This is a genomic window from Brucella thiophenivorans, from assembly GCF_002252445.1.
GTDB lineage: Bacteria > Pseudomonadota > Alphaproteobacteria > Rhizobiales > Rhizobiaceae > Brucella > Brucella thiophenivorans.
Genome location: NZ_NNRJ01000015.1, coordinates 108,556 through 125,131, shown reverse-complemented (window position 1 = coordinate 125,131; position 16,576 = coordinate 108,556). Strand labels below are relative to the sequence as shown.

The window sequence follows — 16,576 nt, the reverse complement described above, 5'->3', positions numbered from 1 at the left end:
CATGCAGCCGCGCTCAAAATATGCGAAGATCGCACCTATGTAACCGGGAACAACGGTCAACTTTTCGGGTTGGTCGCACGGAACAGGTGTAAAGGAGAACGCGATGCGGCGTGTGGTCGTAACGGGTATGGGGATTGTATCCTCAATTGGAAATAACACCGAAGAGGTCACAGCCTCGCTGCGCGATGCCAAATCCGGTATTACACGCGCTGAGGAATACGGCGAACTCGGTTTCCGTTGCCAGGTTCACGGCATTCCAAAGATTGATGTCGAGGCGCTCGTTGACCGCCGCGCCATGCGTTTTCACGGCCGTGGTACGGCATGGAATCACGTCGCCATGGATCAGGCAATTGCCGATGCAGGTCTTTCGGAGGAGGAAGTCTCCAATGATCGTACCGGCATAATCATGGGTTCAGGCGGTCCTTCGACACGTACGATTGTCGATTCGGCTGATATAACCCGCGAAAAAGGCCCAAAGCGCGTTGGTCCTTTTGCTGTGCCAAAAGCCATGAGTTCGACGGCTTCGGCAACGCTTGCGACATTCTTCAAGATCAAGGGGGTCAATTATTCGATCTCGTCGGCTTGTGCGACATCGAATCATTGCATCGGCAATGCCTATGAAATGATCCAGTATGGCAAACAGGACCGCGTATTCGCGGGTGGCTGTGAAGACCTCGACTGGACACTTTCGGTGCTGTTCGATGCCATGGGCGCCATGTCGTCGAAATATAACGACACACCTTCGACCGCTTCCCGCGCTTATGACAAAAACCGCGATGGCTTTGTCATTGCAGGTGGTGCGGGCGTTCTGGTGCTGGAAGATATGGAAACTGCGCTTGCGCGTGGTGCCAAGATTTACGGCGAAATCGTTGGCTATGGCGCAACATCAGATGGTTATGACATGGTCGCTCCATCGGGTGAAGGTGCCATTCGCTGTATGAAAATGGCGCTCTCGACCGTTACGGGCAAGATTGATTACATCAATCCGCATGCAACCTCGACACCAGCAGGCGACGCTCCGGAAATCGAAGCAATCCGTCAGGTGTTTGGCTCAGGCGATGCCTGCCCACCAATTGCTGCCACCAAGTCATTGACTGGCCATTCTCTCGGCGCAACTGGCGTTCAGGAAGCAATTTACTCGCTTTTGATGATGCAGAATAACTTCATCTGCGAAAGCGCGCATATCGAAGAACTTGATCCTGCCTTCGCGGACATGCCTATCGTCCGCAAGCGTATTGATAATGCTCAGCTCAACACCGTGCTTTCCAATTCGTTTGGATTTGGCGGAACCAATGCAACGCTGGTTTTCCAGCGTTACCAGAGCTGAGAGAGAGGGAAAATATGGAAGGCTTGATGCAAGGAAAACGCGGCCTCATCATGGGGGTCGCGAATAATCACTCGCTCGCATGGGGAATTTCAAAACAGCTCGCAGCACAGGGTGCCGAACTCGCATTTACCTATCAGGGCGATGCGCTCGGCAAGCGCGTGAAGCCTCTGGCCGAACAGGTTGGCTCGGATATGGTGCTGCCTTGCGATGTTGAAGACATTGCTTCGGTTGATGCCGTTTTCGCTGAAATCGAGAAGAAATGGGGAAAGCTCGATTTCATCGTTCACGCCATCGGCTTCTCGGACAAGACAGAGTTGAAGGGCCGTTACGCAGACGTCACCACGCGCGATAATTTTAGCCGCACTATGGTGATTTCCGCCTACTCCTTCACGGAAATGGCACAACGCGCTGAAAAGCTTATGAAGGACGGCGGCTCAATCCTGACGCTGACCTATGGCGGCTCAACGCGCACGATCCCGAACTACAATGTCATGGGCGTTGCAAAGGCTGCCCTTGAAGCAATGGTTCGTTATCTGGCTGCGGATTACGGCCCACAGGGTATCCGCGTCAATGCGATCTCGGCTGGTCCGGTTCGCACGCTGGCTGGCGCTGGCATTGGTGATGCTCGTGCTATTTTCAGCTATCAGCGCCGCAATTCGCCGCTGCGCCGCACAGTCGACATTGATGATGTTGGCAAATCGGCTGTTTACCTGCTGTCTGATCTTTCGAGCGGTGTAACCGGCGAAATCCATTACGTGGATTCGGGCTACAACATTGTTTCGATGCCAAACCTCGACGAACTGAAAAGTTCGGCTGACGCGCGCGGGGAATAAGCCTTATACGCTAGTTAAAAAAGCCGCCCTTCGAGGCGGCTTTTTTTGTTTCACTTCTTGGCATCAAATATTTTGAAGCCCCTGGCATCTTCAAGCACGTTCACATTTTTGAACAAGCTCTTAAGCGTGGCTTCATATGGCAATTGCCGATTTGCCACCATCAACAATCGACCGCCGATTTTGAGCCGTGAAGCAGCGGCTGCGATGAATGTTTGCCCCAGTGTCATGTCAGTCGCCCGACCTTCGTGAAACGGCGGGTTCATGATGACGGTATCATAGATACCCGTCATTTTTTCACTGGTGACATCAAACCAATTAAAGCTCAAAGGCACGGATGCACCCAGACGTTCCAGATTGCCGCGTGCGGCCTCCAGTGCTTCGAAGTCAGCCTCAAAAAGATCGATGCTCTTGATACGGTCAACATGCTTCAAGCTTTGTGCCGCGAGATAGCCCCAGCCAGCACCAAGATCGGCAACATTCCCAAACACGATCTTTTCCATGTGCGGAACCAGCATCGCCGATCCCTTGTCGATAGCGCCATGTGAGAACATGCCGGCTTCGGTGCGGAACACATCGTCAATATCAGTCGCCACCGGCTTCAATGCGTTGATAAAGTCATCATCCAGATCGGCAGGGCGTTGCAGCCAGAAAGACACTGCATGGTTTTTCGACAGACGGTCGCTGATTGCAGCGATATTGCCGACCCATTTGCGGAAACTGTCAACACCAAGCTTTTTGTCGCCACTCACAACGATCCATCCGCCCGGCACAACACGCGCCAGAAGCTCCGAAAACCACGCCTCATTGCGTCCGCGATGTTTTCCGAGCAGAAGTAGCCCGCCGGAATAACGAGCGTCAGTGGCAAGCCTCGCCTCAACCTGAAAGCCTTCCTTTTTCAGCGCAATCCAATCAGGACGCCAAGGCTGCAAGAAAGTCAGTGCCGACTTCCATTCATCCTCAAGCGAGCGATCCGCAGAAAGCCCAAAGCCGAGATAAGTCTCCCCCTGTGCAGGAGGGTCCAGAATGCCCTGATCGAACGGCAGAAACAGTGTTTTTTGTGCTGGTGTCATCATGGCTTATCCATGGTCTTGAATTGATTCACGTGCAACAAAAAAGCGCGCCTCAAGAGCGCGCTTTTTCGAATTCAATAGAATACAACGCTTACTCAGCGTCGGCTTCTGCCTTCTTTTCTGCAACGATTTCCTTGCCGGTTTCCTGATCGACAACCTTCATCGACAGGCGAACCTTGCCACGCTCGTCAAAGCCCATGAGCTTGACCCAGACTTTCTGGCCTTCCTTGACCACATCGGTGGTCTTGGCAACGCGGTCAGAAGCGAGCTGCGAAATGTGGACTAGACCATCGCGTGGACCGAAGAAGTTCACGAAAGCGCCGAAGTCAGCAGCCTTAACGACTGTACCTTCGTAGATTTCGCCAACTTCTGGCTCAGCAACAATCGAGTGAATCCACTTCTTGGCGGCTTCGATTTCCTTGCCGTTGGACGAAGCAATCTTGACCGTACCATCGTCTTCGATGTTGATCTTCGCGCCGGTCTTTTCCACGATTTCGCGGATGACCTTGCCGCCCGAACCGATAACATCACGGATCTTGTCGGTAGGAATGTTCATCACTTCGATGCGCGGAGCAAATTCGCCCAGTTCATCACGCGAAGTCGAAAGAGCTTTCGCCATTTCGCCCAGAATATGAACGCGACCACCCTTAGCCTGTTCCAGAGCAACCTTCATGATCTCTTCGGTGATACCGTCGATCTTGATGTCCATCTGAAGCGCTGTGATACCATTTTCAGTACCCGCAACCTTGAAATCCATATCGCCGAGATGATCTTCATCACCGAGAATGTCGGACAGAACGGCGAAACGATCGCCTTCCTTGATCAAACCCATAGCAATACCAGCTACTGGACGGATGATCGGAACGCCCGCATCCATCAGAGCCAGCGAGGTGCCGCAAACGGTTGCCATCGACGACGAACCATTGGATTCGGTGATCTCGGAAACAGTACGGATCGTGTAAGGGAACTGTTCAGCAGCTGGCAGCATTGGGTGGATTGCGCGCCAAGCGAGCTTACCATGACCAACTTCACGACGACCTGGCGAACCCATACGACCGGTTTCACCAACCGAGTATGGCGGGAAGTTGTAATGCAGCATGAACGGTTCTTTGTACGTACCGGTCAAAGAATCGATCATCTGCTCGTCTTCGCCGGTGCCGAGTGTCGCAACAACGATTGCCTGTGTTTCGCCACGGGTAAACAGAGCCGAACCGTGGGTACGTGGCAGAAGACCAACTTCCGAAACAATTGCGCGAACAGTCGACAGATCGCGACCGTCAATGCGGCTGCCGGTGTCGAGAATGTTCCAGCGAACGATCTTCGCCTGCAATTCCTTGAAAACAGTCGCAAACTTTTCAGCCGAGAATTCTGTCTCTTCAACACCTTCAGGGAAGAAATGCGCCTTCGCTGCGGCCTTTACAGCGTCAACAGCGTTATAGCGAGCCTGCTTTTCAGTATTCTTATAAGCGTCGCGCAGGTCTTTTTCGACAACTGCAAGAACCTTGGCTTCGATTTCCGACAGATCTTCTGGCTGGTAATCGCGTGGTTCCTTAGCAGCAACTTCAGCGAGCTTGATGATCGCGTCGATAACTGGCTGGAAGCCCTTCTGGCCGAAAACAACGGCGCCGAGCATAACTTCTTCAGACAGTTCCTGTGCTTCCGATTCAACCATCAAAACGGCTTCAGAAGTACCAGCAACAACCAGATCGAGCTTCGATTCTGGCATTTCGTCGATATTCGGGTTCAGGACGTATTCGCCGTTGATGTAACCAACGCGCGCGCCACCGATTGGGCCCATGAATGGAACGCCCGAAATAGTTAGCGCAGCCGATGCTGCTACCATCGACAGAACGTCTGGATTGTTTTCCAGATCGTGCTGGATAACGGTCAGAACAACCTGTGTTTCGTTCTTGTAGCCTTCAACGAAAAGCGGACGAATCGGACGATCGATCAGACGCGAAACAAGTGTTTCGTTTTCGCTTGGACGACCTTCACGCTTGAAGAAGCCACCTGGGATCTTACCGGCAGCGTAGGTCTTTTCCTGATAGTTGACGGTCAAAGGGAAGAAATCCTGGCCCGGCTTTGCGCTCTTGGCAGAAACGACAGTCGCGAGAACGACGGTTTCGCCGTAAGTTGCGAGAACTGCACCGTCAGCCTGACGTGCGATTTTGCCGGTTTCGAGTGTCAGCGGACGGCCGCCCCATTCGATTTCAACTTTATGAGTATTGAACATATCTTGTCCTTGTTTGGATGATGCCGCGCAAAAGCGTCTGAAGGCATCCTCCGGGTTTGCGGATACGCCACGGGCAAGACAACGGGAAGTTCGTTACGTGTCAGAACATTCATTTCCGAATATTCTCTGGCACGAACTACCTGCAATCCTGCCCCATGACTGGTCCAGGTCATGAGCCTTATGGCCCTTAGAGCGGTTCCACTTAAAATTGAAACGTTGGAACCGCGTCTCACGATTTGTCTTAAGCATTACCTCACGCAAAACCGCTTCGCACTTTTGCTGGAAATGCTTTGATTGGCATGACGGAATGCACCCGGTGCGCCGTTTCATGCCATATGGGCATTTGCCCTGTAAAATCGCATTCTCTTTTGGAACGCGGCTATCCGCTCTTCCTTAGAATGCCTAAATTTAAAACGGGCGACGTTTGAGACGTCGCCCGATTTTTTTCCGTTAGCGGCGCAGGCCCAGACGGGAAATCAGCGCCTGGTAACGTGACTGGTCGATGCCCTTGACATAGTCAAGAAGACGACGACGCTGCGAAACCAGCTTCAGAAGGCCGCGACGCGAATGATTATCATTCTTGTGGCCCTTGAAATGATCGGTAAGGTTAGAAATGCGCTCGGAAAGAACGGCAACCTGTACTTCAGGGGAGCCGGTATCGCCTTCCTTGGTAGCGAATTCCTTGATAAGTGCTTGCTTGCGTTCAGCAGTAATCGACATCGTACACCCTTTCTTGATGAGAGGAAAAAGAGACGCCCAGGCCGGGATGTCGTCCAGCGCGGGCCATTTAAACGATCTCACACATGTTTTGCTTGATCGCTAGAGGGGCATATAGTGCAAAAATGGCAATAATACCAGCGTCAAATATGCCCCAATTGGTTAGTGCGATGTAAACACCCGCTTTGGCTTGAACTGACCATGTTCGATATAGCCGATTGCTAGCAACTTGCCATGCGATGTTACGCAAGCCTCATCCGCTTCCAATGGTGCATCACGACCACGAATGATCACAGGATTACCAAGACGCACGCGTTGCGCCTGATCATCCGTCAACTGAACTTGTGGCAGGCAATCAAGCGCCGCACCCGTATCGATTACGAGCGCGTCGATTGCTGAAAAGTCACGGCGCGGCGCTGGCTGTTCGACGAAGTCAGCCTCTGCGTCTTCTTCAACTTCTTCCTTCTTCGGTGGCAGCGGTGGCCATGCTTCTTCAAGCGCGGCAAGCGTTACCATATCCTCATCAGTGAAGGGTGCGACTTCAATGCGACGCAGATCCGAGATATGGCCAAAGCAGCCAAGATCGCGGCCCATATCGCGCGCAAGTGAGCGCACATAGGTGCCTTTGGAGCACTCCACTTCGAACTCGGTGCGGCTTTCATCCGGGAACTCAATGATTTCCAGACGGTCGATTTCGACTTCGCGCGCTGGAATGACAACTGTTTCGCCTTCGCGTGCCAGATCATAGGCGCGTTCGCCGCCGATCTTGATGGCGGAAAACTGCGGCGGAATCTGGGAGATAACGCCTGTGTAGTTTGGCAACAGAGCTTCGACATCTGCGCGCGATGGGCGGTTGTCGGAGTTCTTTGTGGCAACGCCTTCCAGATCGTCGGTCGAGCGTTCTTCACCCCAGGTCACCGTGAAACGGTAAACCTTGGTGCCATCCATAACATAAGGCACAGTCTTGGTGGCTTCACCCAGCGCAATTGGCAGCATGCCGGACGCAAGCGGATCAAGTGTGCCAGCGTGACCTGCTTTTTCAGCATTGAACAGCCACTTGATTTTCGAGACAGCTTCTGTCGATCCCATGCCTTTTGGCTTATCAAAAATAACCCAGCCAGAAACCGGACGGCCTTTTTTCTTGCCCCGTCTTGCCATGCTTTATGCGTCTCCATTGCGGGAAGCGTCATCTGCTTCACCAGCTATATTATTGTCTTCATCAGTGTCAGGACCGAGATCACGCGCCACTTCCGGTGAACGCAGAAGGGCATCGATCTTGGAAAAATTGTCATAGCTTGTATCGGGCCGGAAACGGAATTCCGGCATATATTTCATCTGGCTGAGGCTCGGTGCCACGCGACCACGGATGAATTTTGCATTTGATGCCAGTGCCTTGATGACCGCCTGCACATCGGTGCTACCAAGAGGTGTAACGAAGCAGGTCGCGATTTTCAGATCGGGCGACATGCGCACTTCCGACACGGAAATAACCGTGCGCTCGATCAGATCGTCGCGGATTTCACCGCGCTGAAGGACCTGTGCCAAAGCGTGACGCACCTGCTCGCCCACACGGAGCTGGCGCTGTGAAAGACCGCCTGAGCCTTTCGGATCTGGAGAACGTGCCATCGTTTTATCCTCGATAGGTGACAAGACATCGACAAGCTGGCTCTCAAGCTGCCCGACAGTGTCGTCAAAAATTGAAAGGCGCCCAAAGACGCAATTTACCACAATTCAGATGGGAGTCAGACCCTCGAAACCGGGCAATGAAAAAGCCGGACCGCCCCAAAAAGGGCGGCCCGGTTTCAAGATATTAGAGCGTACGCGTAATATGTTCGACGCGGAACGCTTCGATCGTATCGCCAGCGCGCATATCGTCGTAGTTTTCGAAAGCCATACCACATTCCTGACCCATCGGCACTTCCGACACTTCGTCCTTGAAGCGCTTAAGTGTCTTGAGCTTGCCTTCGTGGATAACCACGTTGTCACGGATGAGGCGTACACCTGCACCACGTTCGACCTTACCGTCGATAACGCGGCAACCGGCAACCTTACCAACCTTGGTGATGTTGAAGACTTCAAGAATCTCAGCATTACCAATGAAGGTTTCACGGCGTTCTGGTGACAGAAGACCCGACATCGCAGCTTTAACATCTTCGATCAGATCGTAGATGATGTTGTAGTAGCGAATTTCGGTGCCCTGCTGATCGGATGCATCGCGCGCCTGCTTGTTGGCACGAACGTTGAAGCCGATGATTGCAGCATTGGAAGCTTCGGCAAGTGCCACGTCGCTTTCCGTAATACCACCTGCGCCCGAATGAACGATGCGTGCTCGAACTTCTTCGGTACCGAGCTTTTCGAGAGCCGTGATGATTGCTTCCACCGAACCCTGCACGTCACCCTTGATGACAAGCGGGAATTCTTTGGTGCCGTTGACCTGCAACTGGCTCATCATCTGCTCAAGCGAGCCGCGCTGACCAGTCTGACGGGCAACTGCCTTATCGCGAGCAAGACGCTGGCGATATTCGGCAATTTCACGTGCCTTGGATTCATTGGCAACCACGGCGAAGCGATCACCGGCCTGTGGCGTACCTTGAAGACCAAGGACCTCAACCGGCATTGCTGGTCCTGCTTCCTTGACGTGTTCGCCATGGTCATTAACCAGAGCGCGCACACGGCCCCATTCGTTACCGGCAGCGATAATATCGCCCGGACGCAATGTGCCCTTCTGGATCAGAACGGTTGCAACTGGACCACGGCCACGATCAAGCTGAGCCTCGATGACAACACCTTCAGCAGTACGTGTCGGATCAGCCTTGAGATCAAGGATTTCAGCCTGCAACAGCACGGCTTCAAGCAGCTTGTCGAGGTTCAGCTTCTGCTTAGCCGAAACTTCAACATCAAGCACTTCACCGCCAAGCGATTCTACGAAGACGTCATGCTGCAACAGCTGTGTGCGAACCTTCTGAGCATCCGCTTCTGGTTTGTCGATCTTGTTGATTGCAACAATGATCGGCACGCCTGCGGCCTTGGCATGATTGATCGATTCAATGGTCTGCGGCATGACGCTGTCGTCCGCTGCAACCACCAGAATGGCAATGTCAGTTGCCTGTGCACCACGCGCACGCATTGCAGTAAAGGCTGCGTGGCCTGGCGTATCGATGAAGGTGATCTTCTGGCCGTTCTGTTCGACCTGATAAGCACCGATATGCTGGGTGATGCCACCGGCTTCGCCAGAAACAACATTCGCCTTACGGATTGCATCGAGAAGCGATGTCTTACCGTGATCGACGTGACCCATGATAGTGACAACAGGAGGACGCGAAACAAATGCACCCTGATCATCAGCAATGTCGAAGATACCATCTTCAACGTCTGATTCAGCAACGCGTTTAACAGTGTGACCGAATTCCTCAGCAATCAGTTGTGCCAAATCGGAATCGATCACGTCGCCCGGCTTCATCATCTGTCCCTGCTTCATCAGGTACTTGATGATATCGACCGAACGCTCGGTCATACGCTGTGCGAGTTCCTGAATCGTGATGGTTTCAGGGATCGTCACCTCACGAGAAATCTTCTCGCGGGTTTCCTGCATTTGCGAACGCTTGAATTTTTCCTGACGGCGACGCATCGCCGAAAGCGAACGCGAACGACCTTCATCTTCCAGATTGCTGGAGATGGTCAGCTTGCCACGACGACGATCTTCTTCGGTCTTGACAACTTTCGGTGCGCGAGCATCCGGCTTTGCCGGTGCACCACGACGCGCAGTCGATGGACCACGACGATCATCGTCATCGCCCGTGGAGCCAGGCTTGCGCTGCTGGCTCTGCGGGAGCGGCTTGTTTGCCGTTGGAATAACGTCTGCAATGGCAGGTGAAGCCGGACGTGCGCCCTGCGCAGGACGACCACCCTGCGGAGGACGGCCAGATTGCTGCGGACGACCACCCTGTGGGGGGCGGGAATCGCCACGCGGTTCTGGACGACCCGCAGCCTGTGGAGCACGCTTTGCAGCTTCAGCTGCAGCGCGTGCTTTAGCTTCTGCTTCGCTCTTCAGGCGCGCTTCTTCCTCTGCCTGACGGCGAGCGGATTCTTCACGTTCCTTAGCACGGCGTGCATCTTCTTCGGCGCGACGCTTAGCTTCTTCAGCTGCGCGAACACGATCTTCCGCATCACGAACCAACGCACCTTCGAGTGCGCGGCGACGTGCATCCATTTCGGAGCGCGACAGCGTGTTCAGAACCATGCCCGAGCGATCAGACTGGCGAGGACGCTGTGACTGCTGGCCGGGACGCTGCTGCTGGTTGCGCTGTGGCTGCGATGACTGGCCGGGTCGCGGCTTCTGTGCACCGGCCGGAGCGGCAGGCGCTGCTGCTCTTGGCGCAGGAGCTGCGGGTGCGGCAACCTTTGGCGCAGGTGTCGGTGCAGGAGCTGCTGCTACAGGAGCAGGAGCAGCTTCTGGAGCCGCAACTGGTGGTGCTGCCACAGCATCAGGTACCGACGCAGCAACTGGGGCTGCAACCGGTGCCGCAGATGCGGTTGGAGCGGCTTGCTTTACAGCTTCTGGAGCAGGTGCTGCGGGTGCGGGCGCCGCTGGCTTTGGTGCAGCCACTTCCACTTCCGGCTTTTCATCTGGCCGTGAGAATTTACGCTTTTTCGTTTCAACGACGACAGCCTTCGTGCGGCCGTGGCTGAAATTCTGGCGCACGGTGCTCTGTTCAACGCCTGGACGCTTAATGGTCAGCGTCTTCTTGGAGTTGACGCTCAGCGTCTTGTCGTCGTTTGTTTTATCGCTCATTACGTTTCCGTTTCCTTCGCAGCTTCTGCCGCTTTACCCGAGCATTACCCAACGCGATCACATCATTTTGAATAATGCTCCGGTCATCCACTTCAGCGCATAATCCGGTAAGACAACCAAGCCTATGATCCGGTTTATGCTCCAGAGCGGATCCCGTCTTCTCGGAATTCAAGAGAACCGCTCTACTAATTTATACCACAGCAGTGTCGGACTGCCGATTTAATCCGCCGTTTTAGCCGCCGGGCTTTCGCCACGATAGCTATGCAATAAAAGCAGCCTTGGTACGACCCCGGCGGCGGCTTTTCCACCAAGCACGGCTGCATGTATCACATTTCCGCCCCCAAATGCCAAATCCATTTCTTCTCCTGTAAAAAGAGAGAAGGCCGGAATTTTGGGGCCATCCATATGCACCACCACACGGCGGGCCTGATCAAGTTTGCGCACCCCGTCAGAGGCCGCTTCCTTGGCATGCAGTACCAGCACCGCGGCACCGGAACGAATTGCCTGATCGACCTTGGTCGAACCAGAGACGAGAGCACCGGACTTACGAGCCAGTGCCAGACTGCCCAAAGCAGATTTTGTCAACAACTGGTCAACCAGTGCGCCAAGATCAGCTTGTGGCTTCACATCATCCTTAAGCGCCCGCGCAAATAACTTGCGCTTGACGGCTTCATCAACCAGTCGCCGCTCCGCCTTGATCCAACAGCCTCTGCCCGGCAGGTTCCGCTTCAGGTCCGGGACAACCGAACCATCAGGCCCAGCCACAAAACGGATCAGATTATCAGCAGAACCGCTTTCGCGCGTGACGATACAGGTTCTGTCATTCATATCCTGCTCCGCACGCAACGCTGGCTTTGCCATAAACTGCCTTTATTCAACTCTAAAACTGGCAGCGACCTAGCAGAGCTAGGGCCACATCACAATATCAAACTCTGATTAGAGCGTTTCCTGTTTCGATTGGATCGTAGGAAACGCTCTGATCATTTGCTTAAGAAGCGGCTTCTTCGTCGCCAGCTTCTACTTCTTCATCGGTTTCAACTGCAACCAATTCGTCTTCTGTGATCCAGCCAGCTTTCAAACGCGCAGTCAGGATCATCTGTTCCGCATCGACGCGGGAAACATCGAACGACGACAGGATACCTGTGTGAGCGATGGTTTCGCCATCCTTGCGTTCACGCCAGCCAACGAGATCGTCAACAGCATAACCAGCAAAGTCTTCGATGGTCTTCACACCGTCTTCGCCAACTGCAACCAGAATTGCTGTGGTGAGGCCTGGAATCTCGCGAAGCTCGTCTTCAACGCCGAGTTCTTTGCGGCGATCGTCCTGTTCGCCTTCGATACGCTCCAGGAATTCGCGAGCGCGTTCCTGAATTTCGCCGGCAGTATCATCGTCAAAGCCATCAATGGAAGCGATTTCAGTCGCTTCGACGTAGGCAATTTCTTCAACCGAGGCAAAGCCTTCCGAAGCCAGAACCTGACCGACCATTTCGTCAACGTTGAGCGCTTCCATGAAGAGGTTTGAACGCTCAGCGAATTCCTTCTGACGGCGATCGGATTCTTCATCTTCGGTCAGGATGTCGATATCCCAGCCTGTCAGCTGTGACGCAAGGCGCACATTCTGACCACGACGACCAATTGCCAATGATAATTGGTCATTCGGGACGACAACTTCAATACGTTCCGCATCTTCATCGAGAACAACCTTGGCAACTTCAGCAGGCTGAAGCGCGTTGACGATGAAGGAAGCCGCATCTGGCGACCATGGAATGATGTCGATCTTTTCGCCCTGCAATTCAGCAACAACAGCCTGAACGCGCGAACCACGCATACCAACGCAGGCACCGACCGGATCAATCGACGCATCACGCGAAACAACGGCGATCTTGGCGCGCGAACCCGGATCACGGGCTACCGACTTGATTTCGATAATGCCATCATAGATTTCCGGCACTTCCATGTTGAAAAGCTTCGCCATGAAAGATGGATGGGTGCGCGACAGGAAAATCTGCGGGCCACGCTGTTCGCGACGCACGTCGTAAACATAAGCGCGAATGCGGTCGCCATAGCGGAATGCTTCACGCGGGATCAGCTCGTCACGACGCACAATCGCTTCACCACGGCCAAGATCAACGATCACATTGCCATATTCAACGCGCTTGACGGTACCATTGGCGATTTCGCCAACGCGGTCCTTGAATTCGTCATACTGACGGTCACGCTCGGCTTCGCGCACTTTCTGCACGATGACCTGCTTGGCCGACTGGGCAGCGATACGGCCAAAATCCATTGGTGGCAGCTGATCGGCAATAAAATCGCCAATCTGTGCATCCGGATTGCGGTCGCGTGCAGTGAACAGCGAAATCTGCGTGGAGTAATCTTCGACAGTTTCGACCACTTCGAGCAAGCGCTGGAGCTTGATCTCGCCGGACTTCGCATTGATGTCGGCGCGGATGTTGCTTTCCTGACCGTAACGCGAACGCGCTGCCTTCTGGATCGCATCTGCCATGGCCGAGAGAACGATCTCGCGGTCAATAGACTTCTCGCGTGCGACCGCATCGGCGATCTGCAGAAGTTCCAGCCTGTTTGCACTGACTGCCATAGGTCTCTCCTTGGTGATGCATCCGGCTCTATTCGAGCACCGAATGCCTAAAACTCACTTTGAAACTTATTTCTGTTCCGTATCGGATTCGGTCGTCACGGCGTCTTGGTTGTCTTCGTCTGTCGTCTGATCATCGCCCAGAATATCACCGACGATGCGGCCTTCGCGCACGGCTTTATCCTTGCGCAACGCATCGCGGATCAGATCATCGGTCAAAACCAGACGCGCATCCGAAATCAGATCGAATGGAATGCGAACAACCGGTTCGTTACCATATGAAATCTGATCACTTTCAATAACGATTGAATCCGCATCGCCGATCACGATACGACCGCGAAATTTCTTGCCGCCTTCATGAACGATAGAGGTTTCAACCTTGGCAACATGCCCGGCCCAATCGGTAAAATCAGACTTGCGAACCATCGGACGATCGATGCCCGGCGACGAAATCTCAAGATGATACTTGCCGCTCAGAGGATCTTCGACGTCCAGAACCGGAGCCACGGTGCGGCTCAACAATTCACAATCTTCAACCGTCATGGTGCCATCAGGACGCTCGGCCATGATCTGCAATGTCTGACCATTGAGGCCCGACAGGCGCACACGCACAAGGCGGAAACCCAGCGTATTGATCACCGGCTCCACAATGCCCGCTACTTTTGCATCGAGACCCGTTTCGCGAATGATACGCTCATCTGCGCTTACGGCTTCGTTTGCCTGTTCGTGTTCGCTCACTCGATAAACCTTCTTCACTGGGTCGCAGGTAACAAAAAAGAGCGGGTCCGGGAGGGCCCACTCTTGTTCAAACGACCAAGAATTTGAAACTTATATACCAGCCGACGCGGCTTTTTTCAAGGCCGCAATTCACGCAACACTCAAAGCCTGATGAATGTTAGATAAGCGGCGCGGCGACCCTCGCGAAAAGCCTTGGCTTCATAGCGGGTTCCCGGCCAGCCATCATAGGCATTATTCCAGTCGGACGATTGTTCGGCCTGCCATTCAAAGGCATCATGTCTGCGGCAATGCTGAAGCGTCCAATTGACATAATGCTCAATGTCAGACGCGAAACGGAACTTTGCACCCGGCTTTAACAGCCGTGCAAAACGATCAAGATTGGCATCGCTGACGAAGCGGCGCTTCCAGTGGCGGCGCTTATGCCATGGATCGGGATAAAACAGATCAATACCTGCAAGCGATGCATCTGGTAGCCAGTCAAGAACATCGGTGGCATCTTCATCGTATAGGCGAAGATTGCGGCGCTCGTCTTCGTGAAGCGCTGCCAGCATTTTGGCCATGCCATTGACGAAAGGCTCAACGCCTATGAAACCCGATTGCGAATAGCGACCGCTCTCATGAAACAGATGTTCGCCACCGCCAAAGCCGATTTCCATACGCACATTTTCGACCGGCGCATCAAACAATGTCCGCAAATCCTGTGGTGCAGGTGTATTGAGATCAAGTTTCAGGCGCGGCAGCAAACCCTCAAACAGATTGTTCTGATGCGGGCGCAGCGGTTTGCCATGACGGCGGCCGAAAAAGTTTCCGGCCGCACGTACAGGATGATTTTCATCGCTCATTTAAAAATAATCACGCTGAAAGAGCGCTTTTCAATGCCTTTGTGAGATCGGTCTTTTCCCATGAAAAAGAACCGTCACGGCCCGGCTTGCGGCCAAAGTGACCGTAAGACGAAGTCTTGGCATAGATCGGCTTGTTGAGATCAAGATGTTTGCGGATGCCACTTGGCGAAAGGTCCATGACCTTGCGCAATGCTGACTCGACGGCGGCTTCATCCACCTTGCCGGTGCCATGAAGGTCTACATAGACCGACAAAGGCTGAGCAACGCCAATAGCATAGGAAAGCTGAATCGTGCAGCGATCTGCAAGACTTGCAGCGACTACATTCTTGGCAAGATAACGGGCCGCATAAGCAGCCGATCGGTCAACCTTGGTTGTATCTTTGCCGGAAAATGCACCACCACCATGCGGGGCAGCACCACCGTAGGTATCAACGATGATCTTGCGGCCCGTAAGTCCCGCATCACCGTCTGGTCCGCCAATAACGAACTTGCCGGTTGGATTGATGTACCAGTTGCAGTTTGCTGCAATCGGAAGGTCACCAAGCGCTTCACGAATGTAAGGCTCGACAACCGAGCGAACTTTTTTGGAATCCCAACTTGCATCCAGATGCTGCGTGGAAAGAACGATCTGGGTAACTTCCGCAGCTTCCCCATTCTCGTAACGCACGGTCACCTGGCTCTTGGCATCAGGGCCGAGCTTGCCTGGATCACCCTCACCCTTGTGACGGGCTTCAGCAAGCTTTTCGAGAATCTTGTGCGAATAATAGATCGGAGCAGGCATGAGATCGGGCGTCTCGCGGCAAGCATAGCCGAACATAATGCCCTGATCGCCAGCACCTTCTTCGCCCTGACGGTCGGCTGCATTGTCCACGCCCTGCGCAATATCGGCAGATTGCGGATGCAGAAGCACATCGATCTTCACGGTGCGCCAGTTAAACCCGTCCTGCTCATAACCGATTTCGCGGATCGCTTTGCGCGCTGCTGAACGAAAGCGTGACGGGTTGATCAACGGATGTCCGGCCGCATCATGCGCGATGGTGCCGTCCTTATTCTTCTTCAGGAAAGTTTCAGGCACACGCACTTCGCCGGCAATAACCACGCGATTGGTGGTGGCAAGCGTTTCGCATGCAACGCGGACAGACCATGGATCAACGCCTGAACGGCGCGCTTCCTTGTAGATCATGTCTACGATTTCATCGGAAATACGATCGCAAACCTTGTCCGGATGACCTTCAGACACCGATTCGCTGGTGAAGAGATAAGAACTGCGCGACACGGGTAACCCCTCTTGAAAATCCAACGGAACACTTATCCGCCTAGGAAACACAGTAGCGCCCAGAACCAATTTATCCGGTTCCGGGCACATCTCAGTGTTAGCGAAGTTGGGAATAAACCGTCAATGCATATTCTTGTTGCGACACCCCGTTG

The 16,576-nt window shown here is 53.8% G+C and carries 13 protein-coding genes; 2 read left to right on the top strand and 11 right to left on the bottom strand.

The window, feature by feature from the left end:
• The first annotated feature begins 103 nt into the window (after positions 1-103).
• Together fabB and fabI are read left to right on the top strand one after the other, a co-directional pair.
• Positions 104-1,327, top strand: a complete 1,224-nt coding sequence (gene fabB, locus CEV31_RS05560) for a beta-ketoacyl-ACP synthase I (protein WP_094505990.1) — start codon at positions 104-106, stop codon at positions 1,325-1,327.
• 14 nt (positions 1,328-1,341) lie between these two features.
• On the top strand, positions 1,342-2,160 hold the full coding sequence (gene fabI / locus CEV31_RS05555) for an enoyl-ACP reductase FabI (RefSeq protein WP_094505988.1): 819 nt from the start codon (positions 1,342-1,344) through the stop codon (positions 2,158-2,160).
• A gap of 50 nt (positions 2,161-2,210) precedes the next feature.
• On the opposite strand, the gene CEV31_RS05550 is transcribed toward fabI, so the two are convergent.
• From CEV31_RS05550 to metK, 11 genes are all read right to left on the bottom strand, one after another.
• A complete protein-coding gene (locus CEV31_RS05550) occupies positions 2,211-3,233 on the bottom strand; it encodes a class I SAM-dependent methyltransferase (protein WP_094505986.1) in 1,023 nt (340 codons plus the stop codon).
• A gap of 88 nt (positions 3,234-3,321) precedes the next feature.
• Positions 3,322-5,463 (bottom strand): polyribonucleotide nucleotidyltransferase, encoded by a 2,142-nt coding sequence (pnp, locus tag CEV31_RS05545; protein WP_094505984.1) that lies wholly within the window; start codon positions 5,461-5,463, stop codon positions 3,322-3,324.
• Positions 5,464-5,913: 450 nt separating this feature from the next.
• The gene (gene rpsO / locus CEV31_RS05540) at positions 5,914-6,183 is read right to left on the bottom strand and encodes a 30S ribosomal protein S15 (RefSeq protein ID WP_094505983.1); all 270 of its coding nucleotides are present in this window, start codon (positions 6,181-6,183) and stop codon (positions 5,914-5,916) included.
• A gap of 159 nt (positions 6,184-6,342) precedes the next feature.
• Complete coding sequence (gene truB / locus CEV31_RS05535) at positions 6,343-7,338, bottom strand: tRNA pseudouridine(55) synthase TruB (RefSeq protein WP_094505981.1); 996 nt, start codon at positions 7,336-7,338, stop codon at positions 6,343-6,345.
• 3 nt (positions 7,339-7,341) lie between these two features.
• Positions 7,342-7,806 (bottom strand): 30S ribosome-binding factor RbfA, encoded by a 465-nt coding sequence (rbfA, locus tag CEV31_RS05530; RefSeq protein ID WP_094506522.1) that lies wholly within the window; start codon positions 7,804-7,806, stop codon positions 7,342-7,344.
• Between the two features lie 184 nt (positions 7,807-7,990).
• Positions 7,991-10,972 (bottom strand): translation initiation factor IF-2, encoded by a 2,982-nt coding sequence (gene infB, locus CEV31_RS05525; RefSeq protein ID WP_094505979.1) that lies wholly within the window; start codon positions 10,970-10,972, stop codon positions 7,991-7,993.
• A 219-nt stretch (positions 10,973-11,191) separates the two neighbouring features.
• On the bottom strand, positions 11,192-11,833 hold the full coding sequence (locus CEV31_RS05520) for an RNA-binding protein (RefSeq protein ID WP_235818038.1): 642 nt from the start codon (positions 11,831-11,833) through the stop codon (positions 11,192-11,194).
• Positions 11,834-11,960: 127 nt separating this feature from the next.
• Complete coding sequence (nusA, locus tag CEV31_RS05515; RefSeq protein WP_094505977.1) at positions 11,961-13,571, bottom strand: transcription termination factor NusA; 1,611 nt, start codon at positions 13,569-13,571, stop codon at positions 11,961-11,963.
• Positions 13,572-13,637: 66 nt separating this feature from the next.
• On the bottom strand, positions 13,638-14,306 hold the full coding sequence (gene rimP, locus CEV31_RS05510) for a ribosome maturation factor RimP (RefSeq protein WP_094505975.1): 669 nt from the start codon (positions 14,304-14,306) through the stop codon (positions 13,638-13,640).
• Between the two features lie 140 nt (positions 14,307-14,446).
• Positions 14,447-15,148, bottom strand: coding sequence for a tRNA (guanine(46)-N(7))-methyltransferase TrmB (gene trmB / locus CEV31_RS05505; protein ID WP_094505974.1), 702 nt, complete (start codon positions 15,146-15,148; stop codon positions 14,447-14,449).
• 10 nt (positions 15,149-15,158) lie between these two features.
• Positions 15,159-16,424, bottom strand: a complete 1,266-nt coding sequence (gene metK, locus CEV31_RS05500) for a methionine adenosyltransferase (protein ID WP_094505972.1) — start codon at positions 16,422-16,424, stop codon at positions 15,159-15,161.
• Positions 16,425-16,576: the final 152 nt, after the last annotated feature.

Coding starts and splice junctions, on each gene's coding strand:
- rpsO (WP_094505983.1), bottom strand. CDS start 6,183: ATGTCGATTACTGCTGAACGCAAGCAAGCACTTATCAAGGAATTCGCT.
- CEV31_RS05550 (WP_094505986.1), bottom strand. CDS start 3,233: ATGATGACACCAGCACAAAAAACACTGTTTCTGCCGTTCGATCAGGGC.
- infB (WP_094505979.1), bottom strand. CDS start 10,972: ATGAGCGATAAAACAAACGACGACAAGACGCTGAGCGTCAACTCCAAG.
- rbfA (WP_094506522.1), bottom strand. CDS start 7,806: ATGGCACGTTCTCCAGATCCGAAAGGCTCAGGCGGTCTTTCACAGCGC.
- pnp (WP_094505984.1), bottom strand. CDS start 5,463: ATGTTCAATACTCATAAAGTTGAAATCGAATGGGGCGGCCGTCCGCTG.
- truB (WP_094505981.1), bottom strand. CDS start 7,338: ATGGCAAGACGGGGCAAGAAAAAAGGCCGTCCGGTTTCTGGCTGGGTT.
- trmB (WP_094505974.1), bottom strand. CDS start 15,148: ATGAGCGATGAAAATCATCCTGTACGTGCGGCCGGAAACTTTTTCGGC.
- fabB (WP_094505990.1), top strand. CDS start 104: ATGCGGCGTGTGGTCGTAACGGGTATGGGGATTGTATCCTCAATTGGA.
- fabI (WP_094505988.1), top strand. CDS start 1,342: ATGGAAGGCTTGATGCAAGGAAAACGCGGCCTCATCATGGGGGTCGCG.
- nusA (WP_094505977.1), bottom strand. CDS start 13,571: ATGGCAGTCAGTGCAAACAGGCTGGAACTTCTGCAGATCGCCGATGCG.
- CEV31_RS05520 (WP_235818038.1), bottom strand. CDS start 11,833: ATGGCAAAGCCAGCGTTGCGTGCGGAGCAGGATATGAATGACAGAACC.